Origin of the sequence: Mycolicibacterium palauense, from assembly GCF_002592005.1 — a bacterium.
GTDB classification, from domain to species: Bacteria; Actinomycetota; Actinomycetes; order Mycobacteriales; family Mycobacteriaceae; genus Mycobacterium; species Mycobacterium palauense.
In genome coordinates, this window is the sequence record NZ_NVQF01000002.1 from 68,752 (window position 1) to 94,261 (window position 25,510).

Genomic DNA, 25,510 nt, shown 5'->3' on the forward strand with positions numbered 1-25,510 from the left:
ACGGATCCGGCGGAGGAGATCTGGTGGCTGATTACGGCAGGGTGGTGCAGTTCGGTGTGTTCATCACGCCGAGATCGGACCGGTTGGACAACGGCCTGGCCCTGGCCGCGCTGGCCGACGAGTCCCTCGATTTCATTGGCGTACAGGATCATCCGTATCAGCGACGTTTCCTCGACGCATGGGCGTTCATGTCGAACCTGCTCCTGCGCACCGAGCGGGTGCGGGTGGTGCCCGACGTGGCCAATGTTCCGCTGCGCGAGCCCGCGGTGATGGCCAAGATGGCCGCAAGCCTGGACGTGCTGTCCGGCGGCCGGATGGAACTGGCGCTCGGCGCCGGCGCCTTCTGGGATCCGATCGTCGCGATGGGTGGTCCCCGCCGCTCACCGAGACAGGCCGCGCAGGCGCTGCGCGAGGCCGTCGAGGTCACGCGGCTGATGTGGTCGGGGGAGCGCGCGGTCAGCTACGACGGAGAGTTCTACCGTCTGAAGGGGCTGCATCCGGGGCCGCAGCCGGTCCACGACATGCAGGTCTGGCTGGGCGTGGGCGGACCGAAGCTGCTGCGCTATCTCGGCGGTCACGCCGACGGGTGGATCCCGTCGAACAGCTATTTTCCGCCGGATGTGCTGCCGCAGATGCAGCGGCAGATCGACGCGGGCGCCCTGGAGGCCGGCCGGGATCCCGCGGAGATCGCCCGCGTGTACAACGTCTTCGGCCGGATAGTCGACGTTCCCACCGACGAGCGGTTCAACGGCACGGTCGAGCAGTGGGTCGAGACCTTGGTCGGCCTGGTCGTCGAGACCGGGATGGACACCTTCATCTTCGCCGCACCCGACGACGACGTCGATCAGGTGCGCCGCTTCGCTCGCGAGGTCGTGCCGGCGGTGCGCGACGGTGTCGACCGCCGCCGGCGATGACCGCGGCCGGCGCGGCCCGGGTGTAGTGCCCCGCTGAGGCCGTTGTCGCTGCGGACGAGCTTCGGGCTGTGGTTCCCGATCGTGACCCGGCCGGGGTAGCGCACGAGGACTTTCCCGCTGGCTGTTGGGCCCCGAAGTCTGGTCGATATGCCCCCGAAGCCCGCGGCGGCGTGCTAGTCCTAGGCCAGGGAGTGGTTTGCTGGACGCCGACGGGCGTCGACGCTCCCACCCGGACGCGCCGAGGAGTTCGTGATGGACGGTGCCAGGTACATCGGCTGGGCCGGATCGCTGACGGTGGCGCTGGGGGTGGCCGGTGTCGGGGTCCTCCCACCGGCGATCGGCTGGGCCCAGCCGACGGGGTCCGGTGCCGGCGCGACCTCGGAGTCCTCGGGCCCCGGACCGGGCGCGGGAACGTCACCCGGCGCCGACCGGGCGGCCGGTGCTGACCGGCGAACCGGCGGCGACGCCGGCGATGACGGGCCCGGGAGCGGCGACCGTTCCGCCGACGACACCGATCCGGCCGAGGCGACCGAGGGCGACGACGCCGACCTGGTTGTGGAGGCGGTGGATGCGGCGCTCGACGAGGCGGGAGAGGAGGTCGCCGCCGCCGAAGAGCCGGTGGACGAGACCACCGCGATCGTCGAGGGCCTCCCCGACGAAGACCTCCCCGACGACGAGAACATCGAGGTCTCCGGCCCGCCCGCGGCGCCCGAGCGTGAGCGTCGGGGCGGTCTCATCACGGCCTCGCCAGGCGACGGCCAGCGCGAACCCTCGAGCACCGATGCCGACGCCGACCCGACGCCGGTGCCGGTGAGCGCCGATCCGATCGTCGCCGACTCCACCGCAGCAGATGCCGACGAGGAGCCCGCGGTCGATGCGGCCGCGGCGGTTGTGGCTGCATCGCTGCCCGCGGCGGCCCAAGCTGTATCGCTGCCTCCGGCGGCCCAAGCTGTATCGCTGCCTCCGGCGGCCCAGGCCTCATCGCTGCCTCCGGCAGCCCAGGCCTCATCGCTGCCTCCGGCAGCCCAGGGGGCCACGACCGCGGAGACCGCGCCCGCCGCCCAGCCGCCGATCGCGCCGGCCGCGTTGACGCCGCTGGTGGTTCCCCGCGCGCCGGCCGCCCCGGCGCCCTCGCCAGCGCCGTTGGCCATGTACGCCTGGACCCGGCGCGAGACCGAGCAGGCGCTGCTGGACCGGAGCGCCGAGGGCAGTACGGCACAGCCCGGTGTGGCGGCGAACCCGACCAGGAACTGGTTCCAGCGAACGTTTTTCGCGGCGTCACCGACCTTCGCGCCGCAGGCGTTGTCGGTGAACCTGGCGCCGGGTGCCAGCAGCACGCCGTTCGCGCTGGGCGCCGAGGACGCCGACACCGCGACGTTGACCTACACCCTCGCCGGGGCGGCCGGCGGCACCGCGGCGGGCACCTTGACCATCGCCGGCGAGTCGGCCACCTACACCGCCGCGCCCGGCTGGGACGGCGTGACCCCCTACGCCGACGCGTTCACCGTCACGGCCTCCGATGACGACGGGGGTTTTCACGTCCACGGGTTCGCCGGCCTGGTCTACCGGCTGACCTTCGGCTTGTTCGGCACCGCCGGTCACACCGCCACCAGCACGGTGACCGTGACCGTGTTGCCGGTCGCGGGCCCCGAGCCCGAACCGGAGCCGGACCCACCCGAGGTGCCGGTGACCGCGGGCTCGTTCCCGGTCTCGTTCTCCAACGACACCGGGACCTACGGCGACGACGCGGTCCACGTGATGGTCATCGGCCAGGTCACCCCGGGGCAGTGGTCCTGGGTCGACCGTGATGGCACGGCCCACGCGATCGACCACGCCGCCGCCGAGGCCCCCGGCCATCTGGAGAAGAACGGGGTGAACTACGCCGACATGTCGTTCACTCTCGCCGAGGCGGACAGCTTCCGGGTTCCACCGGAGCTGCTCGGCGGGCGCATCTACCTGTCGCTGGGCCAGCCGCTCTACGTCGCGGTCAGCGTCGATAACACCGGCTGGGCCTCACCGGACCCGGCCAACCCCACCGACCCGAACTACGACACCGTCTACGACTGGTATGAGCTGAGCTTCAAGAACGGCTCGGTTCCCTTCGGCGGCAACACCACTCAGGTCGACCAGTTCGGTTTCCCGTTCACCTTCACCGTGACCCAGGACGCCAGCGGCTTCTCGGGCACCCGCGGCATCGCGCTCTCCCGCGACGAACTGTTCCGGCGGTTCGAGGACACCGCGCCGGCCGAATTCCAGGCGCTGGTCATCCGCGACGCCGACGGTGACCCGTTGCGGATCCTGGCGCCGCGCTCGCAGCTCCCCGGCGACCTGGCGACGTGGCTGGACGAACCGGTCGAGGCGTTCTGGACCAAGTACGCCCACGAGCAGTTCGCCTACGCCGGACCGGGTTTCACCGTGACCGGCGGCATCGACGGCCAGGGCCGGTTCGCCTACACCGTGACCGGCGCCGGCGGTGGTGCCACCTCCCACACCATGGACAAGCCGACCACCCGCGACGTCTTCCGCGCCGACGGCCCGTTCGTCGGCACCGGCCTGCAGGGCGCCTTCCTGGCCGCCCTCGACGCCGCGTTCAACCGCGGGGTGGCGACCTCACCGGAGGACTGGGACGACGCCTCGGCGTACTACCCGGCCGGGCAGCGCTGGAACGACTGGGCTCAGTTCTTCCACGCCAACAGCGTCGAGGGCTACGCCTACGGTTTCCCCTACGACGACGTCAACAGCCAGAGCTCGGTGCTGATCCTGGGTAACCCCGACCCACTGAGTGATCTGAGGCTGCGCCTCGCGCCTACCGGCGGGTCGGCGTCGTAGCGCGCGAGGCGCCCGCCGGAGCGAGCCGCGGCGCGCGCGTGGAGCCCCCTGTCAGGATTGAACTGACGACCTTTCGCTTACAAGGCGAGTGCTCTACCACTGAGCTAAGGAGGCGGGGGTCCGCCCGTCGGCGGACCCCCACAGCCTAACGGGTCACTCGTCGTAGTCGATGATGCGCTGCGACCGCACGGGGCGGGTGGGTGCGCGCCGCGCCGGGCGGCGCGGCAGCGGGATGCGGTCGGCGATGTTGCTCAGCGGGTTGACCACCGAACTCAGCGTGATCACGGCCTCGCGCAGCGTCTCGATGGTCGGGGCCAGGGCCTCCAGCCCGGGCGCGAGCCGGTTGAGGGTGTCGGCCACGTCGGCCAGCTGCTCCAGCGGGCCGTTGCGCGCGGTCAGCTTGTCGATCAGGCCGTCCTCGGCCAGCAGCCGGTCGGCCAGCCCGTCCTCGGCCAGGACCCGCTCCACCAGGCCCTCCTCGTCGAGCAGCCGGTCCACCAGGCCGCCGGGGGCCAGCGCGCGTTCCAGTCCACCGCCCTCGGCGGTCAGCTTGTCCAGCAGGCCCTCGTCGGCGGTCACGCGGTCGAGCACCCCGCCGGGGGCGGTCAGCCGGTCCACCAGCCCGCCCGGGCGCAGCAGCCGGTCGATCGGGCCGTCGGTGGCCAGCGCGCGGCCCAGGGGGGCGTCGTCGTCCATGAGCCGGGCGATGCGGTTCGCCCGCGCGATGGTGTCGTCGAGGCCGAGCAGGTGGGCCACCGACGGGGAGGTGGTCTGGGCGGTCGCGTCGCCGAGGGAGCGTTTGGTCAGGTCCAGCGCGCCGGCGGCGATGTCGATGCCCGTCTCGGCGGCGGCCAGCCCGACCCGCACGGGGGCGGTCGCCAGGGCGACCAGGTTTTTGCCGAGGTCCATGCGGGCCAGTGTATGAGTGCCGCGGGTGTCGCAGGACGAACTGCGCGGATCCCACCCGCGCGGGCCCTATGGGCCCCGGTCGCAGCCGCCGCCCATGGAACTCACAGGAAACGTACAGGCTGCTGGCAGGATAGTTACAAGCAATCTAGGGGAGATTATCGGTATGGGAGCACCCGCGACAACCGAGGCCTTACCCGAAGCGCGCGTCCTGGTGGTCGATGACGAGACCAATATCGTCGAACTGCTGTCCGTGAGTCTGAAGTTCCAGGGTTTCGAGGTCCATACCGCGGTCAACGGGCCCTCGGCGCTGGACCGCGCCCGCGAGGTCAAACCCGACGCGGTCATCCTGGACGTGATGATGCCCGGCATGGACGGGTTCGGGGTGCTGCGCCGGCTGCGCGCCGACGGCATCGACGCGCCCGCGTTGTTCCTGACCGCGCGCGACACCCTGCAGGACAAGCTCACCGGGCTGACCCTCGGCGGCGACGACTACGTCACCAAGCCGTTCAGCCTCGAAGAGGTCGTCGCGCGGCTGCGCGTCATCCTGCGCCGCACCGGGCGGGGCGTGCAGGAGCCGCGCACCTCCCGGCTGACCTTCGCCGACATCGAGCTCGACGAGGACACCCACGAGGTGTGGAAGGCCGGCGAACCGGTGTCGCTGTCGCCGACGGAGTTCACCCTGCTGCGCTACTTCGTCATCAACGCCGGCACGGTGCTGAGCAAGCCGAAGATCCTCGACCACGTCTGGCGCTACGACTTCGGCGGCGACGTCAACGTGGTGGAGTCCTACGTGTCCTACCTGCGCCGCAAGATCGACACCGGTGAGAAGCGGCTGCTGCACACCCTGCGCGGAGTCGGGTATGTGCTGCGGGAGCCGCGGTAGCGGAGAATAGGCGGATGGCCGAACACGCCCGCGGAGTGCCGCTCCGGGTCGGCCTCGTGGCCGCCACCCTGGTGCTCGTGGCGTTCGGGCTGCTGGCCTCGGGGGTGGCCGTCACCACCATCCTGCGGCACAGCCTGATGAACCGCGTCGATCAGACGCTGGTCGACGCCTCCAACGGCTGGGCGCAGGCGCCGCGGCGCATGCCGGCCTCCCCGGAGGTGGGCCCGAACCCGGGCCGGCCGCCGTCGGACTTCTACGTGCGCGGGGTCGACGAGGACGGCCGGGTCTGGATGGCCGTCAACGACCGCGACGCCGACCCCAAGCTGCCCGACAGCAACGACGTCGGTCCCGTGCCGACCACGGTCGGTTCGGTCGACGGCTCCCACGTGCAGTGGCGGGCGGTCTCGGTGCGCGGGCCCCACGGCGAGCTGACCACGGTGGCCATCGACCTCTCCGACGTCCAGTCGACGGTGCGGGCGCTGGTGTATGCCCAGGTCGGGATCGGGGTGGCGGTGCTGCTCGTGCTCGGCGTGGTCGGCTACGTGGTCGTCATCCGCAGCCTGCGGCCACTCGACGAGGTCGAGGAGACCGCCGCGGCCATCGCCGCCGGGGAACTGGAGCGCCGCGTCCCGCAGCGCGACCCGCGGACCGAGGTCGGTCGGCTGTCGCTGGCCCTGAACGGCATGCTCGCCCAGATCCAGCGCGCGGTGGCCTCCTCGGAGGCCTCGGCCGAGCAGGCGCGTACCTCCGAGGAACGCATGCGCCGGTTCATCACCGACGCCAGCCACGAACTGCGGACCCCGCTGACCACCATCCGCGGCTTCGCCGAGCTCTACCGCCAGGGCGCGGCCCGCGACGTCGAGATGCTGATGTCGCGGATCGAGAGCGAGTCGAGGCGGATGGGGCTGCTGGTCGAGGACCTGCTGCTGTTGGCCCGCCTGGACGCGCAGCGACCGCTCGAACAGCGGCGGGTGGACCTGCTGGCACTGGCCACCGACGCCGTGCACGACGCGCAGTCGATCGCCCCGCAGCGCACGATCGCCCTGGAGGTCCTCGACGGCCCGGGCACCCCGGAGGTCACCGGCGACGAGGCCCGGCTGCGGCAGGTGCTGGGCAACCTGGTGGCCAACGCCCTGCAGCACACCCCGGAGAACACCGGCGTCACGGTGCGGGTCGGCACCGTCGACGACAGTGCCGTGCTCGAGGTCGCCGACGAGGGCGCCGGGATGACCGAGGAGGACGCCCGCCGGGTGTTCGAGCGGTTCTACCGGACCGATTCCTCGCGCACCCGCTCCAGCGGCGGCACCGGCCTGGGACTGTCGATCGTCGACTCACTGGTACACGCGCACGGCGGCACGGTGCGGGTCACCACCGCGCCGGGTCAGGGCTGCCGGTTCCGGGTCGCGCTGCCACGGATCACCGACCAGGACGAGCACGCCGACCAGGACGCCGCCGACCAGGACAGCGCCGACGACAACGAGGACGACAACGAGGACGAGAATGAGGACGACCAGGAGGCACCCCCGCGCCCCGACGGCGCACCGAACGTGCGCTCAGGACGTCCCGCGGCGCAGAACGTCGATCAGGACGCACACTCGGTGCGCTGAGGGCGTGCGCTGAGGGCGGCGGGACGCACACTCGGTGCGGTGGGCGCGCCCGAGCCGCCCCGTCAGGCCAGGTCGGCCAGCGCGGCCTTGATCTTGGCCTGCGCCTCGTCCAGCGACTGCGGCGACGGGTTGCGGTCGACGTTGGCGAAACCGAAATCGGTCAGGTTATAGGCCGGGAAGACGTGCACGTGCAGGTGCGGAACCTCCAGCCCGGCGATGATCAGCCCGGCGCGCTGCGCACCGAACGCCGCGCACACGCCCTTGCCGATGCGCTGGGAGACCTCCATGACCCGCCCGAACACCGCCGGGTCCAGGTTCTGCCAGTTGTCGACCTCGGCCCGCGGCACCACCAGCGTGTGGCCCGGGGTCATCGGCTCGATGGTCAGGAACGCGACGACCTCGTCATCGGAGTAGACGAACCGGCCGGGCAGCTCGCCGTTGATGATCTTGGTGAAGACAGTGGCCATGCTTGCAGCATAGGCAAGACGCGGAACCGCCCCACCCCCGACGGGGGTGGGGCGGTTCCATGGTCGTCCGGCGAGGTGTCGGTCTACCGGTCCTCGTCGGTGTAGCGGATCACGCCGCGGATGTTGCGGCCCTCCAGCATGTCCCGGTAGCCCTCGTTGATCTGCTCCAGCTTGTACTGCCGCGTGACCATGTCGTCGAGGTTGAGCTTGCCCGCCTTGTACATCGACAGCAGCTGGGGAATGTCGTAGTGCGGGTTGCCGCCGCCGAAGATGGTGCCCTGCAGATTCTTCTGCAGCAGCGTCAGCATCGAGAGGTTCAGCTTGACGTCGTTGCTGGCCATGTTGGCCACGGCGGTGGCCACCACGGTCCCACCCTTGGCGGTGATGTTCATGTAGTCGTCGATGTCCTCGCCCTTGAGTTCGCCGACGGTGACGATGGTCTTGTGCGCCATCCGTCCCTGAGTGACCTCGGCGACCCCGGCCATGGCGGCGTAGATGTCGGGATAGGCATGGGTGGCGCCGAACTTCAGCGCCGAATCACGCTTGAAGTCAACGGGATCGACGACGAAGACGTTGCGTGCCCCGGCGGTCAGGGCGCCCTGCAGCGCCCCGGTGCCCACGCCGCCGACGCCGACGATCACCACGTCCTCGCCCGGGCGGACGTTGCCGCTGCGCACCGCCGAGCCGTAGCCGGTGGTCACGCCGCAGCCGACCAGGCAGGCGACCTCGAACGGGATCGACGGGTCGATCTTCACCACCGAGCTCTTGTGCACCACCATGTACGGGCTGAACGTGCCCAGCAGCGTCATCGGGATGACGGGCTGGCCCTTGGCGTGGATCCGGTAGGTGCCGTCGGACACCGCGGTGCCGCCCAGCAGCCCCGCGCCCAGGTCGCACAGGTTGCGCAGACCCTCCTGGCAGGCCGGGCACTCGCCGCAGGACGGGATGAACGACAGCACCACGTGATCGCCGGGGGCGATGTGCTCGACGCCGGGGCCGACCTCGGTGACCACGCCCGCACCCTCGTGGCCGCCCAGCACCGGAAAACCGGACATCGGGATGTCACCGGTGACCAGGTGGTGGTCGGAGTGGCACATGCCCGAGGCTTCCATCTGGATCTTGACCTCGTCCTTGACGGGGTCGCCGATCTCGATCTCCTCGATCTGCCACGGTTGGTTGAACTCCCAGATCAGGGCGCCTTTTGTCTTCACGATGGACCCTCCACATCACATGTCCTGGTCGGTTCGCATCCCGGGGAGGGGAGCACCGGCTCCGGACGACGATTTAGAACGTGTTCCTGTTCTACGCCATTATGACCTGCATCACCGGTGCGGGGACAGCCGGGGCGGCACCCGAGCCGGTTCACCAGATCGGCACCGGCGCCTGTCCCAGCGGGTAGTAGCCGGGCAGCCGTTCGCCGGCCAGCGACCGCTCGATGCGTTTCTGCATCGTCGGGGTCAGGTCGCCGGACTCGATCAACTTCATGAACGCCTTCTGCACATGCCCGAAGTCGAAGAAGTCGCGCTGCCACTCGATCAACAGTTGGTCGTTCAACCGGAACCAGCTGCCGCCGATGCCATAGATCTCGTCGCGGGTGCCGTCGCTCTTGTTGGCGATCTGCTTCCAGAAGCCGACGACCTCGTTCTGCTTCTCGTCGATGAGCACCTTCTGGTACTCGTAGACCCAGTTCTCCAGGCCCTCCATCTCCAGGCCCAGGGCGACGTCGCGGATCTCGTCCTTGTTCAGGCACATGACGTCTTCCTTGGGGCCGATGTTCCAGCCGTAGGTCGCGTCGTCGGTGTAGAAGTCGGCCAGCGGCTTCCAGTCGCCGGCCTGCTCGGCCTCCCGATTGGCCTTCAGCCAGCGGTCGACCCAGTCCTCGAGTTGTTCGCGTGACGCCATTGTCTTACCTTTCTGGACCGTTTCTCAGTTCTTCTCGCGGATGAGAAGAGCCTGGGTGGGACACATCTCGACGGCCCGCTCCACATCGGCGCGCAGGTCGTCGGACGGCTCGGGGTCGATGATCTCGACCGTGCCCCGTCTGGGCACCGTGAACACGTCCGGGGCCTCCATCTCGCACATGGCGTGGCCCTGGCACAGGTCGGCGTCGACCTCGATGCGGTAGCTGCCCATGTCAGTTCCTCACCCGTCAGTTCCTCGCCCGCCTGCGGTAGCGGACCCTGGCCGGGCGGGCCAGCTGGACCACCATCTTCGAGTGATCGTTGCGATAGGAATCGGCTGGTTGCACCATCTCGAACTCATACTCGCGCAACAGCACCGAGAAGATCGCCTTGATTTGCATCTGCGCGAACGCCGCGCCGACGCAGCGGTGCCGACCGGCGCCGAACGGGATCCAGGTCCAGCGGTTGACCAGATCCTCCTGACGGGGTTTCTCGTAGCGGTCCGGGTCGAAGGAATCCGGATTCGGGAAGTCCTCGGGGATGCGGTTGGAGATCGCCGGTGAGGCGGCCACGAAGTCGCCCTTGTGGATCGGGTAGCCCTCCACCTCGAACTCGCCCTGGGCGACCCGCATCAGGATGATCAGCGGCGGATGCAGCCGCAGGGTCTCCTTGAGCACGTCGTCCAGCTTCGGGATCTGGCGCAGCGCATGGAAACTGACCTCCTGCCCGTCGGCGTAGAGGTCATCGAGCTCCTGCTGCACCTGGGCGTAGACCTCGGGGTGGCGCAGCAGCTCGATCAGCGTCCACGACGACGTGCCCGAACTGGTGTGGTGCCCGGCGAACATCAGCGAGATGAACATGCCGGTGACCTCGTCGGCGGAGAACCGGGGGTTGCCGTCCTCGTCCTTGATGGAGACCAGCACGTCGAGCATGTCGCGGTCGGCCTTGTCCCTGGGCGGATCGGCGATCCGGCCGTTCATCACCTCCTGGACCAGCTCGACCAGGCCGGCGCGGGCCTCGTCGCGGATCCGGAAGCTCTCGATGTCGAGGTAGGGGTCGACGTAGCACAGCGGATCGGTACCCCGCTCGAGCAGGTGGTAGTACTCGGCGAAGCGGTGGTCGAGCTGGTTGCGGAACTTCACCCCGATCAGGCAGGCGGTCGAGGTGTAGATGGTCAGTTCGGCGAAGAACTTGAGCAGGTCGATCTCGCCCTCGTCGCCCCAGTTCTCGATCATCCGGCGCACTTCGTGCTCGATCGTGGCCGCGTGACCCTTCATCTGGTCACCGCGCAGCGCAGAGTTGTGCAGCATCTCCTTGCGCCGTTCGGGGCTGGCGTCGAAGACCACACCCTTGCCGAAGATGGGCGTCATGAACGGATAGGCCTCGGCCTGGTCGAGATCCTCGTCGGCGGAACGGAAGAAGAACTCGTTGGCCTCGGCGCCCGACAGCAGGATCACGTGCTTGTCGGCGAGCTGGAACCAGCCCACGTCGCCGCACTCCTCACGGATCCGCGTCATCAGCCCGATCGGGTCGGTGCGGAACTCCTCGAGGTGGCCGTGTTCGGCTTCGCCACCGGACACCCGGGGCACAATGGTCGTCGTCATCTGCTCACTCCTCCTCGGCGCTCGTGCCGTCATGAGTTCAGGGCTTTCTCGTCGACCTTCAGCTGCTGGCGTTCGGTGGTCGTCGTCAACGGGGCCTCGGGTTGGAGTTCCATGTTGGCGATGAATCCGCCGCGCGGAGTCTCCGCGACGAACGTGATGGCGCGGGCCAGGTCGGCGGCGCGCAGGAAGTAGTCGTGGCGGGCCTGGCCCCATTTGGCCCAGTCCTGAAGCGCCGGGCCGATCAGCTCGGCGGGCAGGCTCCAGCCCATCGCGGTCTTGGTCGGCCCCGGGTGCACGATCGAGGCGCGCACCCCGGTGCCCTCGAGTTCCATCTGCAGGTTGGTCACCATGGCCACCAGCCCGGCCTTGGCCGCGCCGTAGGCGCCCATGTGGGGGCGCTGGCGCAGCGCGACGTCGGAGCCCACGAAGATGAGGTCGCCGCGCTGGCGCTGCAGCATCCCGGGCAGCACCGCCGTGGCCACCCGGTTGGCGCCGACGAGGTGGATCTGTATCTGGGATTCGAAGTCCTCGGTGCCGATGTCGGCGAGCTTGCCGAAGTAGGTGTCCCCGGCACCGGCCACCAGCACCTCGATCTCGCCGAGCTCGGCGCCGACCCGCTCGACGGCGTCGCGGACCGAACCGGCGTCGGTGACGTCGAGTGACACGGCGATGGCCTCACCGCCGTCGGCGCGGATCTTCTCCGCGAGCTCCTGGCATTTCTCGACACGCCGGGCCCCGAGTGCCACCGGGAAGCCGTGGGCGGCGAGCTCGATGGCCGTCGCGGCGCCGATGCCCGAGGAGGCGCCGGCCACGAGTGCCGGTCGGCGTGCGGGGAGTGGTTCGAACCGGGGCATGGATGGACCTTTCGGGGACCGGTCAGCGGACCTGGACGGTGATGGGCAGGTGGGCGAATCCGCGGACGTTGCTGGAGTGCACGCGCACCGCGTTGTCCTCGTCGACGTCGAAGCCGCGGATCCGGGTGAACAATTCGGTCAGGGCCACCCGTGCCTCCATCCGGGCCAGGTGGGCGCCGAGGCAGAAGTGCGCGCCGCTGCCGAAACTGACCAGCCTGGAGCCGATATCGCGTCCGATGACGAAGTCGTCGGGGTTGTCGAACACCCGCTCGTCGCGGTGCGCCGAGCCGGGAAGCAGCAGCAGGACCGCACCCTGGGGTATCCGGGTGCCGTAGAACTCCACGTCGCCGGCCACGGTGCGGGCCAGGATCTGGCTGGAGGTGTCGTAGCGCAGGGTTTCCTCGACCCACAGCGGAACCCGGTCCAGGTCGTCGTAGACCGGTGCCAGTTGGTCGGGGTTGCGGTGCCCCCAGAAGGCCGCGTTGGCAAGCAGTTTGGTGGTGGTCTCGTTGCCGGCGATCACCATCAGGAACATGAAACCCAGGACCTCGTCGTCGGTGAGCCGGTCGCCGTCGATCTCGGCGGACAGCAGCGCCGAGGTGAGGTCGTCGGTCGGCTTCCTGCGCCGTTCGGCGACCATCTCCTGGTAGTAGACGATCAGGTTGAGCGAGGCCTCGATCGCCGAGGCGGGCACGTCGTTGACGCCGTCCTCGCGGTGCATCACCCCGTCGGCCATCGCACGGATGCGGTCGCGGTCCGGCTCGGGCACACCCATCAGCTCGGAGATGACGTCCATTGGCAGCTTGCCGGCGAATTCGGCGACGTAGTCGACCGGGCCGGAGCCGGCCTTGTCCAGCATGACGTCGAGATGCTTGCGGGTCAGTTCGGTCACCCTCGGCTCCAGCTCGCGGATGCGCCGCGGTGTGAAGCCCTTGGATACCAGCGTGCGCAGCCGCAGGTGCGCCGGGTCGTCCATCGCCAGGAACGACATCGTCTTGGAGGCGTGCGGTCCGCGTGAGACCGGGTCCAGCGAGACCCCGTCGCGGTTGGACAACGTGGCGCTGTTGCGAAAGCCCTGCAGCACGTCGTGGTGCCGCGAGACGGCCCAGAATCCGAGCTCGGGGTTGTGGTACAGCGGTGCCTCGTCACGCAGCCGCCGGTAGTAGGGGTAGGGGTCCTCGTGGAAGTCGTAGTCGTAGGGGTCGAGGACGGGCTGGTCGGTCTGCAGCGTCATGGGTCTCCTCGGTCAGCCGTCGCGGTCGGGGGACAGGATCAGGTGCACGACGTAGGTCAGGCGGTCGGCGATCTGGTGGTAGGTGAAGGCGCCGCTGCCGGCCTGCACCAGGGCGCCGAAGAACGCCATCTCCAGGGCGGAGGCGGTCCGCGGATCGGCGTCCGGGCCGATGGCCGAGGTGATCCGCCGGTGGATCTCACCGCCGATGCGTTCGCGCACCGTGACCACCGCCGGGTCGCGCCCCGACATCAGCGCGGTGGTGCAGGCCGCGGCCACCTCGGGCTCGTCGGCCACGACCAGTGCCAGATGGCGCACGGCGTTGCCCACCCGCGTTTCGGTGCTGTCGTTGACGTCGGTGAAGAAGGGCACCTGGCGGATCAGATCGAGGTAGACCTCGGCGATGAGGTGGTTCTTCGACGAGAAGTAGGTGTAGGCGGTGGCCGGGGCCACCTGCGCCCGCTTGGCGACGGCCCGCACCGTCAGGTCGGCGTACGACGTTTCGCGCAGCATCGCCACACCCGCAGCCAGCACCTTGCGGAAGGTCTCCTCCTGGCGGCGGTTGCGGGGCATGCCGTCGTCCGCCGGCGTGGCGGCGACCACCGATTCGCTGGACACATGTCCAACGTATCCGAGCCGTGCGGCCTTCAGCAAGAGGGAGCGGCGAAAAGCCATTGCACAGTGCGTTATCTCGCGTGCCCTCGGTTGCCGGAGCGCCATGGTCTTGCCAGTCGGATGGCGGGAGGGCTATGTTCGGACTGAGCCAACCCGGACAGTTGTCCAGTGGGTGTCCGGTACACAACGTGGGAGTCGCTGATGGCCTTGTTGGCTGATGCAACGAGTGAGCTGCTGATCGACGGCAAGCTGGTCCCGGGCGGCGCGGGTGCCTTCCCGACCCTGAACCCCGCCACCGAGGAGGTGCTGGGCACCGCCGCCGACGCCGACGCCGAGGACATGGGCCGGGCCATCGGGGCCGCCCGGCGCGCCTTCGACGACACCGATTGGTCACGCGACACCGAACTGCGGGTGCGGTGCCTGCGGCAACTGCAGCAGGCCATGCGCGACCACCTCGAAGAGCTGCGGGAACTGACGATCGCCGAGGTCGGTGCCCCGCGGATGCTCACCTCCGGCGGGCAGCTGGAGACCCCGCTGGAGGACCTGTCCTTCTGTGCGGACACCGCGGAGTCCTACCCCTGGAGCACCGAGCTGGGTTACGCCACGCCGCAGGGGATTCCCACCAACCGGACCATCGCGCGCGAGGCCGTCGGCGTGGTCGGGGCCATCACCCCGTGGAACTTCCCCCACCAGATCAACCTCGCCAAGATCGGGCCCGCGCTGGCCGCCGGCAACACGCTGGTACTCAAGCCCGCCCCCGACACCCCGTGGGCCGCAGCGGTGCTCGGTGAACTCATCGCCGGGCACACCGATTTCCCGCCCGGCGTGGTCAACATCGTCACCTCCAGTGACCACGCCGTGGGCGCGCTGCTCTCGCGGGACCCGCGGGTCGACATGGTGTCGTTCACCGGATCGACGGCCACGGGACGGTCGGTGATGACCGACGCCGCGGCCACCATCAAGAAGGTGTTCCTGGAACTCGGCGGCAAGTCGGCGTTCCTGGTGCTCGACGACGCCGACCTGGCCGCGGCCTGCTCGATGTCGGCGTTCACCGCGGCGATGCACGCGGGGCAGGGCTGCGCCATCACCACCCGGCTGGTGGTGCCCCGGGCCCACTACGACGAGGCCGTCGAGGCCGCCGCGGACACCATGTCCGGGCTCCAGCCGGGCGATCCCAACAGCAAGCGCACCATCTGCGGGCCGGTGATCTCCGCCCGCCAGCGCGACCGTGTGCAGGGTTATCTGGATCTGGCGGTGGCCGAGGGCGGCCGGTTCGCCTGCGGCGGTGGCCGGCCCGCCGACCGCGACACCGGGTTCTTCATCGAGCCGACGGTGGTGGCCGGGCTGACCAACGACGCCCGCGTCGCGCGGGAGGAGATCTTCGGGCCGGTGCTCACGGTGATCGCCCACGACGGCGACGACGACGCGGTTCGGATCGCCAACGACTCGCCCTACGGCCTGTCCGGCACGGTGTTCAGCGGGGACCCCGAGCGGGCGGCGTCCGCGGCGGCGCGGATGCGGGTCGGCACCGTCAACGTCAACGGCGGGATCTGGTACTCCGCCGACGCCCCGTTCGGGGGCTACAAGCAGTCGGGCATCGGCCGGGAGATGGGCCTGGCCGGGTTCGAGGAGTACACCGAGATCAAGGTGATCGCCACGATGGCGACTTAGATGGCCGCCATGCATCCGCCGAACGTCCGGTTGTGGCACGGATATCGGCGAAAAGCGTGCAGGAAGTGGACGTTCGGCGGTCGGAGACCACAGCTGGATCAGGGAAAGCGAGCATCATGGGACGGTTCGACAACAAGGTGGCCATCGTCACCGGGGCGGGCGGCGGCATCGGCCAGGCCTATGCCGAGGCGCTGGCGCGCGAGGGGGCCGCGGTGGCGGTCGCCGACATCAACACCGAGGGCGCCGAGGCGGTGGCCAAGCAGATCGTGGCCGAAGGGGGCACGGCGATCGGTGTGCCCGTCGACGTCTCCGATCCGGTGTCGGCCAAGGAGATGGCCGACCGCACGCTGGCCGAGTTCGGCGGCATCGACTACCTGGTGAACAACGCCGCGATCTTCGGCGGCATGAAGCTGGACTTCCTGGTGACCGTCGACCCCGAGTACTACAGGAAGTTCATGAGCGTCAACCTCGACGGTGCACTGTGGTGCACCCGCGCGGTGTACAAGAAGATGTCCAAGCGCGGGGGCGGGGCGATCGTCAACCAGTCCTCCACGGCCGCCTGGCTGTATTCGAACTTCTACGGCCTGGCCAAGGCGGGCGTCAACGGGCTGACCCAGCAGCTGTCCCGTGAGCTGGGCGGTCGCAACATCCGCATCAACGCGATCGCCCCGGGCCCGATCGACACCGAGGCCAACCGTTCCACCACCCCGCAGGAGATCGTGGCCGACATCGTCAAGGGCCTGCCGCTGAGCCGGATGGGCACCCCCGAGGACCTGGTGGGCATGTGTCTGTTCCTGCTCTCCGACGAGGCGTCGTGGATCACCGGACAGATCTTCAACGTCGACGGCGGCCAGATCATCCGGTCCTGACGGAAGGTGCATGATGGCGGAAACTGAATCACAGACAGCACGATTGGGCTATATCGGGCTGGGGAACATGGGTGCCCCGATGGCCAGGCGGTGGCTGGACTGGCCCGGCGGCCTGACCGTGTTCGACGTGCGGGCGGAGGCGATGACGCCGTTCGCCGAGGCCGGTGCGGCCGCCGCCGGCTCGCTGGCCGAGGTCGCCACCGGGGACATCATCAGCGTGACGGTCCTCAACGACGAGCAGGTGCGCGAGGTCGTCGGCGAACTGGCCGCCCACGCCGCACCCGGCACCGTGATCGCGATCCACTCCACCATCCGCCCGGAGACCGCCGTCGAACTGGCCGAGAAGCTGCGGCCGCAGGGGATCCACGTCGTCGACGCACCGGTCACCGGCGGCGGGGCCGCCGCGGAGAAGGGGGAGCTGGCCACCATGGTCGGCGCCGACCGCGCCGTCTACGAACGGGTCAAACCGGTCTTCAAGCGGTGGGCATCGATGGTGATCCACGCCGGCGAGCCCGGCGCCGGAACCCGGATGAAGCTCGCCCGCAACATGTTGACGTTCACCTACTACGCCGCCGGCTGCGAGGCGCTGCGGCTGGCCGAGGCCGCCGGGCTGGACCTGCAGGCGCTGGGCAGGGTGGTGCGGCACACCGAGGCCGCCACCGGTGCCGGAAACATCATGATTCGTGACGACATGAAACCCCTTGATCCCGAGAGCTTCCTGTACCAGCCGTTCCTGCACGCCCGCGGGCTGGGGGAGAAGGACCTGGGTCTGGCGCTCGCGCTCGGCGAGGAGCTCGACGTCGAGCTGCCGCTGGCGCAGGTCGCGCTGCAGAACCTGGCCGCCGGACTCGGCGTACCGCACGACGCACCGACAACGAGGGAATGACGATGGACGAGCTGCGCAAGAAGGGCCTCGACAAGATGAACGAGGTCTACGGCTGGGAGATGCCCGACATCGAGGGCGATCCGTACTTCGACCTGACCGTCGACCACCTGTTCGGCAGCATCTGGACCCGGCCCGGACTGTCGATGCGGGACAAACGCATCATGACGCTGGCGGCGGTGACGGCGGTCGGACAACGCGAGCTGGCCGAGATCCAGATCAACGCCGCGCTGCTCAACGGTGAACTCACCGAGACCGAACTGAAGGAGATGGCGGTCTTCCTCACCCACTATCTGGGCTTCCCGCTCGGATCGGCGCTCAACGGCGCCGTCGAGACGGTGGTGGCCAAACGCCGCAAGGCCGCGGCCAAGGGGGCCGGCGAGGACAAGAAGGCCAACGTCAACGCCGCGGTCAAGATGCACAGCGGAAAGACGCTCGACGAGAGCTGATATCACTACCGTATGGATTACAGTTGAGCCGTGATCCGTACCGTGCAGTGGGCCACCGGCAGTGTCGGAGCGCATGCGGTGCGCGCCGTGCACCGGCATCCCGAGCTGGAGCTGGTGGGCGCCTTCGTCTACAGCCCCGGGAAGGCCGGCCGCGACGTCGGCGAGATCTGCGGCCTGCCCCCGATCGGGGTGACCGCCACCGACGACCGCGAGGCGATCCTGGAGCTGGAGGCCGACTGCGTGCTGTACATGCCGCAGGGCGAGGCCGACCCGATGGGGGCCCTGCGGGACATCTGCGCGTTGCTGGCCTCCGGGAAGAACGTCGTCTCCACCGCCGTGACGGCGTTCATCTACCCGCGCAGTTGCGGAGAGCAGGTGGTGGATGCGCTGGAGCAGGCGTGCGCCGCGGGCGGCACCACGTTCCACGCCACCGGCATCGAACCCGGCTGGGCCGCCGAGGTGCTTCCCCTGACCATGTCGGCGCTGTTCGCCCGCATCGACTCGCTGGTGGTGCGCGAGCTGATGGACTACTCGACCTACGACAGCGCACCCATGCTCTTCGACATCATGGGCTTCGGCAGGCGGCCCGAGGAGCCGGTGCCGATGGCCGACCCGGCCGCGCTGGGCATGACGTTCCGCGCGCCTCTGATGCTGCTGGCCGACGGCCTGGGCGCCGACATCGAGGACTTCGCCCATCACCGGGAGGTGGTGCTGGCCGACCGGGTCATCGACGTCGCGGCGGGCCGGGTGGAGCCCGGCACCGTCTCGGCCCAGCGGTTCGGCTACAGCGCCATCGTCGACGGGCGCGCGGCGCTGACCGTCGAACACATCACGCGGCTGGCACCCGACCAGGCCCCGCAGTGGCCCACCGGGCGCGGATGGACGGTCGACGTCGAGGGTGAGCCGTCGATGACGCTGGAATCGCGGATCGCCACCCACGGCGAGGACGAGACCGACCAGGGCTGCCTGGGCACCGCCATGCACGCGGTGCATGCCATCGCCCCGGTGTGCGCGGCCGCTCCGGGCATCCGCACGTTCCTCGACCTGCCCATCATCGCCGGGCGTCGGATCCTGTAGCGCCGGTCGGGGCCGCTAGGGTGGATGCCTGTGCGTGTCCTCGTGATCGGATCCGGTGCCCGTGAGCATGCCCTGCTGCTGGCGCTGCGGCGTGACCCGCAGGTCGAGGCGCTCGCGGTGGCACCCGGCAACGCCGGCACGGCGTCGATCGCCGACCAGTACGACGTCGATGCCACCTCGGCGGACAAGGTGGTCGAGCTGGCCCGAACCGTCGGTGCCGATCTGGTGGTGATCGGGCCGGAGGTTCCCCTGGTGCTCGGCGTCGCCGACGCGCTGCGCGCGGCGGGTATCGCCTGCTTCGGACCGTCGAAGGACGCGGCGCGCATCGAGGGGTCCAAGGCCTTCGCCAAGGACGTGATGGCCGCCGCGGGGGTCCGCACGGCCACCAGCGAGACGGTGGACAATCCCGCGCACCTCGACGCCGCGCTGGACCGCTTCGGTCCCGCGGCCGGTCAGCCGGCGTGGGTCGTCAAGGATGACGGGCTGGCCGCCGGCAAGGGCGTGGTGGTGACCCCCGACCGCGATGTCGCCCGGGCCCACGCGGCCACCCTGCTGGAGGGTGGGCACCCGGTGCTGCTGGAGTCCTTCCTCGACGGACCCGAGGTCTCGCTGTTCTGTGTGGTGGACGGCGAGACGGTGGTGCCGTTGCTGCCGGCGCAGGATTTCAAGCGCGTCGGCGACGGCGACGCCGGCCCGAACACCGGCGGGATGGGCGCCTACGCGCCGCTGCCGTGGCTCCCCGAATCGGTGACCACCCAGATCGTCGACGAGATCGTGAGACCGGTGGCGGCCGAACTGGTACGGCGGGGCTGCCCCTTCACGGGGCTGCTCTACGCCGGCCTGGCGATCACCTCCCAGGGCCCGGCCGTGGTCGAGTTCAACTGCCGGTTCGGTGATCCGGAGACCCAGGCGGTGCTCGCGTTGCTCGAGTCGCCGCTGGGGCAGCTGCTGGGCGCCGCGGCCACCGGTGACCTGGCCGAATTCGGGCCGCTCGCCTGGCGCGACGGGGCCGCGGTGACCGTCGTGATCGCCGCGGAGAACTACCCCGGACGGCCCCGCCTCGGTGACGTCATCACCGGTGCGGAGGCCGATGGGGTGCTACACGCGGGTACCTCGCGCCGCGACGACGGTGCGGTCGTCTCCTCCGGCGGCCGGGTGCTGTCGGTGGTGGGCACCGGCGCCGACCTGGAATCGGCACGAGCCGCCGCATATGCGATCGCCGATTCGATTCGGTTGACCGGCAGCCACTTTCGCACCGACATCGGGCTCGCCGCCGCAGAGGGCCGGATCCGGCTCTGAGGGCGCGTGCGCGTCGATGATCGCGCGCACGGTCCGTCGGCACCGGCCGCAGTCGCTGCCCGCTCCGCAGGCCGCCGCGACCTGCCCGGAGGTCGACGCGCCGCTCGAGATCGCGCGGCAGATCGACTCGTGGGTGGCCCCGGTGCACAGGCACACGTACATCAGCCGGCCCCGTTCAAGGCTCGCCGTGCCCGCATCCGCATGTGCACTGTCGTCTCCGCCCCGCGAATCGATCTGAAGGTAACCCTAACCTTACAAGATTGTGTCAACCCCTGCCGGCCCGAATTCCGAACCCTTGTCGAATGGCTTACAGTTGAGCCATCCATGTGATCGCGGACACGTTCACACCGGTCGACGCGGAGGTACATCCCGGAATGAATGGCGAGAGGCTCGCGGTGGTCGTCGGCGGAGCATCCGGGATCGGCTGGGCGGTCGCGCAGGGACTGGCCGCCGAGGGCTCCCGGGTGGTGGTGGCCGACCGCAACGGCGACGGGGCCGCCGAGCGTGCCGCCGAACTGGGCGACCCGCACACCTCGGCGACCGTCGACGTGACCGAGGAGGACACCCTCGCCGCCCTCTTCGACGAGCTGGGCACCGTCGACGTCGTGGTCAACACGGCCGGATTCGGCGACTTCGGGGCCATCACCGATCTGGAGGCCGAGCGCTTCCGCGCCGTCGTGGACTGCTGTCTCACCGGCGGGTTCCTGGTGGCCAAGCACGCCGGACGGCACCTGCGTGAAGGGGGCTGCCTGGTGTCGATCACCTCGCTGAACGCGCGGCTGGCCGCACCGGGGATGAGCGCCTACTGCTCGGCCAAGGCCGGCCTGGCGATGCTGACCCAATGCGCGGCACTCGAATTCGCCCCGAGGGGCATCCGGGTCAACGCGGTCTCGCCCGGGTTCGTCCACACCCCGCTGACCGAACTGGTGACGATGGCGCCGGGGGTGCTGGAGGACTACGTGGAGAACACCCCGCTGGGCCGGGTGGGTACCGCGCAGGACGTCGCCGACGCGGTGCTGTTCGTGTGCTCGGACAAGGCGGCCTGGATGACCGGTGAGGTGATCGACCTCAACGGCGGTGCCCATCTCAAGCGCTACCCGGACGTGCTGGGATACATCTCGCGGATGGCCGAGACCTCCCCGGTCGCGCAGTGAGCTCCGGGACGGCATCGCGTGCCGGCGGCTTCGCCGGCAAGCAGGCCGTGGTCACCGGCGCCGGCTCGGGAATCGGCGCCGCGTTGTGCCGCGCGCTGGACGCCGCCGGCGCCGACGTGCTGTGCACCGACGTCGACGCGGTGGCCGCCCAGCGCACCGCCGCCGCCCTGAGCCCGCGGGCCCGCAGCGCGCGGGTGGACGTCACCGACGCCGCGGCGGTGCAGGCGGCCGTCGACGAGGTGGTCGAGCGGTCGGGCCGGCTCGACCTGATGTTCAACAACGCCGGCATCACCTGGGCCGCCGACACCGAACTGCTGACCCTCGAGCACTGGAACGCGATCATCGACGTCAACATCCGGGGCGTGGTGCACGGGGTCGCGGCCGCCTACCCGCAGATGGTGCGCCAGGGCCACGGCTTCCTGGTCAACACCGCCTCGATGGCCGGTCTGGCCGCCGCCGGACAGATCACCAGCTACGTGATGTCCAAACACGCCGTGGTCGGGCTGTCGTTGGCGCTGCGTTCCGAGGCCGCCGCCCACAACATCGGGGTGCTGGCCATCTGCCCGGCGGCGGTCGAGACGCCGATCCTGGACAAGGGTCTGATCACCGGCATCAACGGCCGCGAGTTCTATCGAATGGGCCAGCGCAGCAGTCGGTTCTACGATCCCGACCGGCTGGCCCGGGACACCCTGCGGGCGATCCGGCGCAACCGCGCCGTGCTGGTGGCGCCCCGCAAGGCCTACCCGGGCTGGCTGCTGGCCCGTTACGCGCCGGGCCTGATGCAGCGGATGTCCATCCGCTTCGTGGCCAGGCAGCGCGCGGCCCAGCGCGATGCCGCCGCGCCTTCGGAAGGAGCAACACGATGACGGTGCCGGTGCCCATTCCCCGCTATCCCGACGACGTCACCGCACAGTGGCTGGGCTCGGCGCTGGGTCGTGAGGTCGCCGCCGCCGAGGTGACCGCGGTCGGGACCGGACAGACCGGCGCCACCTACCGCGTCGCGGTGCGCTACGTGTCCGGCCCCGGCGGGCTGCCCGAGACCTTCATCGTCAAGCTGCCCGCCGGAGACGACACCGTCCGCGACCGGGTGATCCCGGGGTATCGCAGCGAGTGCGCGTTCTACGACGCCGTCGCCGATCGGGTGAGCGTGCCGATCCCGCAGTGCTTCCACTGCACCATCTCCGAGGACGCGGCCGAGTACGCGTTGCTGTTGACCGACCAGGCGCCCGCGGTCCAGGGCGATCAGATCGCCGGGTGCGGGGAGGAGCAGGCGCGGCTGGCGGCCGCGGCCATCGCCGGCCTGCACGGGCCGACGTGGGGCCGGCGGGAGTGGCTGTCCTTCCCCGGGCTGGCGATGTCGCTGCTGGAGGACGACGCCAAGAAGGGTCTCGGTGACGTCGCGGTGATGAGCGCGGACATCACCGTCGACAAGCTGGGGGACAAACTCAGCCCCGCCGACCGCGCGACCTTCGTCGAGGCGATGGGCCTGGTGACGCCCTGGCTGCACAACGACTTCGGCCGATTCAGTCTGATCCACGGCGACTACCGGCTGGACAACATGCTGTTCCACCCCGACGGAAAGCGGATGTGGGTGGTGGACTGGCAGACCCTCGGCGTGGGCCTGCCGGCCCGGGACCTGTCCTACTTCGCCGCGACCAGCCTCGAACCCGGGCTGCGCGCCCGCATCGAGAAGGATCTGGTCGCCGTCTACCACCGCGCCCTGCTGGACACCGGCGTCGAGGGCTACGACGAGCAGAGCTGTTGGCAGGACTACCGGTACGGCATGGTGCAGGCGCTGCTGATCTCCGGGCTCGGGTTCGCGTTCGCGGTGGGCACCGATCGCGGCGACGACATGGTCGCCACCATGCTGCGGCGCTCCTGCCAGGCGATCCGGGAGCTGGACACGGTGGCGCTCATCCGCGACGTCGCGGGCCTGTGAGCGGGCAGCGAGTCGAGAAGAAAGGGTGGGCAGCGTGAGCCGGTCGAATCCCCGTACCGCGATCATCGGCGCCGGGATCAGCGGACTGACCGCCGGCAAGATGCTCAAGGACTACGGCGTGCCCTACACCACCTTCGAGACCTCCGACCGGATCGGCGGCAACTGGGCTTTCGGCAATCCCAACGGCCACAGCAGCGCCTACCGGTCGCTGCACATCGACACGTCCAAACACCGGTTGTCCTTCAAGGACTTTCCGGTCCCCGAGCATTTCCCGGCGTTCCCGCACCACACCGAGATCAAGCGGTACCTCGACGACTACGCCGAGGCGTTCGGCCTCCTGGAGCACATCGAATTCGGCAACGGCGTGGCGCATGCCCGCCCGACCTCATCCGGGTGGGAGATCCACGACGGTGCCGGAGCCGTCCGCGAGTTCGACCTGCTGGTCGTCGGCAACGGCCACCACTGGGACCCGCGGTTCGCCGAGTTCCCGGGGACCTTCACCGGTGAGACGATCCACTCGCACCACTACATCGACCCCCACACGCCGCTGGAGTTGACCGGCAAACGCATCCTGGTCGTCGGCATCGGCAACAGCGCCGCCGACATCACCGTCGAACTGTCGTCGAGGTCGCTGCAGAACACGGTGACGTTGTCGACCCGGTCCAGCGCCTGGATCGTGCCGAAGTATCTTGCCGGACAACCGGGCGACAAGTTCTTCCGGACCACGCCCTACCTGCCGCTGTCCTGGCAGCGCAGGGCGGCGCAGTGGTTCGCCCCGATGGTCGGCGCCGACCCGACGAGATACGGCCTGCCGCCGGCCAATCACCGGCTCTTCGAAGCTCATCCGACCCAGTCGGTCGAGTTGCCGCTGCGGCTGGGATCCGGCGACGTGATCCCCAAGCCCAATGTCACCCTGCTGGACGGGGACACCGTGGTGTTCGAGGACGGCACCAGCGGCGTCTTCGACGCGATCGTGTACGCCACCGGCTACAACATCACCTTCCCGTTCTTCGACCCGGAGTTCATCAGCGCTCCGGACAACCACATCCGGCTCTACAAACGCATGTTCAAGCCGGGCGTCGACAACCTGGTGTTCATCGGCTTCGCCCAGGCCATCCCGACGCTGTTTCCGTTCGTCGAATGCCAGTCGCGGCTGCTGGCGGCCTACGCGGTGGGCCGCTACGCGCTGCCGCCGCCCGAGGAGATGGAGCGGGTGATCGACGCCGACCAGCAGCTGCACGCCGGCCATTGCGTCGACCGGCCGCGGCACACCCAGCAGGTCGACTACTTCTACTACGAGCACGACATCCGTACCCGGGAGCTGCCTGCCGGCGCGGCCCGCGCCGCCACGGGGCGAGGTGGGGACCGGATCCCGGTGGGGGTCCGGTGAGTGCCGCCGTCACCGGTGGGTGCACCGATGCCCCCGACGACGCCGGATCGCCGTGCCGCGACGTCACGTTCTGGTCCTCGGGAGTGAACTGCAGCGCCTGGCACTTCCCCGCCGCGGGCCCGGAGACCGGGGGCGGAGCAGGGCGCGCGGTGGTGGTGATGGCCCACGGGGTGGGCGGGACCAAGGACTCGGGGTTGCGGCCCTTCGCCGAGCGGTTCGCCGCGGCGGGAATGGACGTGCTGGCCTTCGACTACCGCGGGTTCGGTACATCGGAAGGCGAACCACGCCAGGTGGTGTCGATCGACGCGCAACTGGCCGACTACCGCGCCGCGATCGCGGCCGCCCGGGCGCTGCCCGGGGTCCGTCCCGACCGTGTGGTGCTGTGGGGCTCGTCGCTGTCGGGCGGGCATGTCCTCCGCGTCGCCGCCGACCGCGACGACGTCGCCGCCGTGATCGCCATGACGCCCCTGACCGATGCCCTGGCCACCGGGCGGGCGGTGGTCCGGCAGTACCGTGCGGCGCCGATGCTGCGTTCGGCGTTCGCCGGGGCGGCCAGCCGGCTCGGCGGCTCGGTGGGCCGCGACCCGATCTACATGCCGCTGGTCGCGTATCCCGGTCAACCCGGGGCACTGGCCCTCGACGGCGCCTACGACAGCTATCTGTCGCTGGCCGGCCCCACCTGGCGCAACGAGGTCGACTCGTCGGTGGGGATGGAGCTGCTCAAGATCCGGACGAAGTCGTATGCCAGGCGGCTGCGCAGCCCGCTTCTGGTGCAGATCGCCGACTTCGACCGGTTCGTCCCCGCCGACGCGGTGCTGCGCACCGCGGTGGCCGGGCGAGCCCAGGTGCATCACTACCCCTGCGACCACTTCGACGTGTGGCCCGAGCACGACTGGTTCGAGCGTGCCGCCGCCGACCAGGTGTCGTTCCTGAAAAGAGTGCTGCGGCAGCCGGAATCGGGCTAG

General features: G+C 69.9%; 24 protein-coding genes, 1 tRNA gene and 1 pseudogene. 15 read left to right on the forward strand and 11 right to left on the reverse strand.

The features are described from left to right. The first annotated feature begins 23 nt into the window (after positions 1-23). Positions 24-914, forward strand: coding sequence for an LLM class flavin-dependent oxidoreductase (locus CSR00_RS01235; protein WP_099020580.1), 891 nt, complete (start codon positions 24-26; stop codon positions 912-914). Between the two features lie 252 nt (positions 915-1,166). Then, positions 1,167-3,743, forward strand: a complete 2,577-nt coding sequence (locus CSR00_RS01240) for a beta-1,3-glucanase family protein (RefSeq protein WP_099020581.1) — start codon at positions 1,167-1,169, stop codon at positions 3,741-3,743. A 39-nt stretch (positions 3,744-3,782) separates the two neighbouring features. On the opposite strand, the gene CSR00_RS01245 is transcribed toward CSR00_RS01240, so the two are convergent. After that, a tRNA-Thr gene (locus CSR00_RS01245) sits at positions 3,783-3,857 on the reverse strand. 39 nt (positions 3,858-3,896) lie between these two features. After that, on the reverse strand, positions 3,897-4,652 hold the full coding sequence (locus CSR00_RS01250) for a hypothetical protein (RefSeq protein ID WP_099020582.1): 756 nt from the start codon (positions 4,650-4,652) through the stop codon (positions 3,897-3,899). 163 nt (positions 4,653-4,815) lie between these two features. On the opposite strand from CSR00_RS01250, the gene CSR00_RS01255 reads away from it, so the two are divergent. Both CSR00_RS01255 and CSR00_RS01260 read left to right on the forward strand, forming a co-directional pair. Then, on the forward strand, positions 4,816-5,535 hold the full coding sequence (locus CSR00_RS01255; protein ID WP_099020583.1) for a response regulator transcription factor: 720 nt from the start codon (positions 4,816-4,818) through the stop codon (positions 5,533-5,535). Positions 5,536-5,549: 14 nt separating this feature from the next. After that, the gene (locus tag CSR00_RS01260; RefSeq protein WP_099020584.1) at positions 5,550-7,142 is read left to right on the forward strand and encodes a sensor histidine kinase; all 1,593 of its coding nucleotides are present in this window, start codon (positions 5,550-5,552) and stop codon (positions 7,140-7,142) included. Positions 7,143-7,204: 62 nt separating this feature from the next. Here CSR00_RS01260 and CSR00_RS01265 read toward each other — a convergent pair whose 3' ends face one another. The 8 genes from CSR00_RS01265 to CSR00_RS01300 form a co-directional block, all read right to left on the reverse strand. Continuing rightward, complete coding sequence (locus CSR00_RS01265; RefSeq protein WP_099020585.1) at positions 7,205-7,609, reverse strand: HIT family protein; 405 nt, start codon at positions 7,607-7,609, stop codon at positions 7,205-7,207. A gap of 83 nt (positions 7,610-7,692) precedes the next feature. Next, the gene (locus CSR00_RS01270) at positions 7,693-8,820 is read right to left on the reverse strand and encodes an NDMA-dependent alcohol dehydrogenase (protein ID WP_099020586.1); all 1,128 of its coding nucleotides are present in this window, start codon (positions 8,818-8,820) and stop codon (positions 7,693-7,695) included. A gap of 151 nt (positions 8,821-8,971) precedes the next feature. Further along, complete coding sequence (locus CSR00_RS01275) at positions 8,972-9,511, reverse strand: nuclear transport factor 2-like protein (RefSeq protein ID WP_099020587.1); 540 nt, start codon at positions 9,509-9,511, stop codon at positions 8,972-8,974. Between the two features lie 24 nt (positions 9,512-9,535). Further along, a complete protein-coding gene (locus tag CSR00_RS01280; RefSeq protein WP_099020588.1) occupies positions 9,536-9,742 on the reverse strand; it encodes a ferredoxin in 207 nt (68 codons plus the stop codon). Positions 9,743-9,758: 16 nt separating this feature from the next. Continuing rightward, on the reverse strand, positions 9,759-11,114 hold the full coding sequence (locus CSR00_RS01285; RefSeq protein WP_099020589.1) for a lanosterol 14-alpha demethylase: 1,356 nt from the start codon (positions 11,112-11,114) through the stop codon (positions 9,759-9,761). 29 nt (positions 11,115-11,143) lie between these two features. After that, positions 11,144-11,968 (reverse strand): SDR family oxidoreductase, encoded by an 825-nt coding sequence (locus CSR00_RS01290; RefSeq protein WP_099020590.1) that lies wholly within the window; start codon positions 11,966-11,968, stop codon positions 11,144-11,146. A gap of 22 nt (positions 11,969-11,990) precedes the next feature. Continuing rightward, positions 11,991-13,202: a cytochrome P450 gene (locus tag CSR00_RS01295; RefSeq protein ID WP_099020591.1), complete on the reverse strand. Its 1,212-nt coding sequence runs from the start codon at positions 13,200-13,202 to the stop codon at positions 11,991-11,993. A gap of 12 nt (positions 13,203-13,214) precedes the next feature. After that, positions 13,215-13,817 (reverse strand): TetR/AcrR family transcriptional regulator, encoded by a 603-nt coding sequence (locus CSR00_RS01300; protein ID WP_099020592.1) that lies wholly within the window; start codon positions 13,815-13,817, stop codon positions 13,215-13,217. A gap of 198 nt (positions 13,818-14,015) precedes the next feature. Between CSR00_RS01300 and CSR00_RS01305 the strand changes: the two genes are divergently transcribed. From CSR00_RS01305 to purD, 6 genes are all read left to right on the forward strand, one after another. Beyond that, entirely contained in the window at positions 14,016-15,485 is a 1,470-nt protein-coding gene (locus CSR00_RS01305; protein ID WP_099020669.1) for an aldehyde dehydrogenase, read from the forward strand. Between the two features lie 116 nt (positions 15,486-15,601). Beyond that, positions 15,602-16,354, forward strand: a complete 753-nt coding sequence (locus CSR00_RS01310) for an SDR family oxidoreductase (protein ID WP_099020593.1) — start codon at positions 15,602-15,604, stop codon at positions 16,352-16,354. A gap of 10 nt (positions 16,355-16,364) precedes the next feature. Beyond that, a complete protein-coding gene (locus tag CSR00_RS01315; RefSeq protein ID WP_407662387.1) occupies positions 16,365-17,240 on the forward strand; it encodes an NAD(P)-dependent oxidoreductase in 876 nt (291 codons plus the stop codon). 2 nt (positions 17,241-17,242) lie between these two features. Continuing rightward, positions 17,243-17,686: a carboxymuconolactone decarboxylase family protein gene (locus CSR00_RS01320; RefSeq protein WP_099020594.1), complete on the forward strand. Its 444-nt coding sequence runs from the start codon at positions 17,243-17,245 to the stop codon at positions 17,684-17,686. A gap of 30 nt (positions 17,687-17,716) precedes the next feature. Next, positions 17,717-18,763: an NAD(P)H-dependent amine dehydrogenase family protein gene (locus CSR00_RS01325; RefSeq protein WP_099020595.1), complete on the forward strand. Its 1,047-nt coding sequence runs from the start codon at positions 17,717-17,719 to the stop codon at positions 18,761-18,763. Between the two features lie 30 nt (positions 18,764-18,793). Next, positions 18,794-20,062, forward strand: a complete 1,269-nt coding sequence (gene purD, locus CSR00_RS01330) for a phosphoribosylamine--glycine ligase (protein WP_099020596.1) — start codon at positions 18,794-18,796, stop codon at positions 20,060-20,062. Here purD and CSR00_RS01335 read toward each other — a convergent pair. Beyond that, positions 20,045-20,224: pseudogene (locus CSR00_RS01335) on the reverse strand ((2Fe-2S)-binding protein); the annotation flags it as partial. The gene purD and the pseudogene CSR00_RS01335 sit on opposite strands and share 18 nt — an antisense overlap. Positions 20,225-20,436: 212 nt before the next feature. Between CSR00_RS01335 and CSR00_RS01340 the strand changes: the two are divergent. The 5 genes from CSR00_RS01340 to CSR00_RS01360 are packed head-to-tail and all read left to right on the forward strand — an operon-like array spanning position 20,437 to position 25,510. Further along, a complete protein-coding gene (locus CSR00_RS01340; RefSeq protein ID WP_099020671.1) occupies positions 20,437-21,216 on the forward strand; it encodes an SDR family NAD(P)-dependent oxidoreductase in 780 nt (259 codons plus the stop codon). Continuing rightward, on the forward strand, positions 21,213-22,082 hold the full coding sequence (locus CSR00_RS01345; protein ID WP_099020597.1) for an SDR family NAD(P)-dependent oxidoreductase: 870 nt from the start codon (positions 21,213-21,215) through the stop codon (positions 22,080-22,082). The genes CSR00_RS01340 and CSR00_RS01345 overlap by 4 nt, the downstream gene beginning before the upstream one ends. Then, complete coding sequence (locus tag CSR00_RS01350) at positions 22,079-23,155, forward strand: phosphotransferase family protein (RefSeq protein ID WP_099020598.1); 1,077 nt, start codon at positions 22,079-22,081, stop codon at positions 23,153-23,155. Before CSR00_RS01345 ends, CSR00_RS01350 begins: the two co-directional genes overlap by 4 nt. A 34-nt stretch (positions 23,156-23,189) precedes the next feature. Continuing rightward, positions 23,190-24,545 carry a flavin-containing monooxygenase gene (locus CSR00_RS01355; protein WP_099020672.1) on the forward strand — a complete coding sequence of 452 codons (1,356 nt, stop codon included), beginning with the start codon at positions 23,190-23,192 and terminating at the stop codon, positions 24,543-24,545. Continuing rightward, complete coding sequence (locus tag CSR00_RS01360; protein WP_099020599.1) at positions 24,542-25,510, forward strand: alpha/beta hydrolase; 969 nt, start codon at positions 24,542-24,544, stop codon at positions 25,508-25,510. Before CSR00_RS01355 ends, CSR00_RS01360 begins: the two co-directional genes overlap by 4 nt.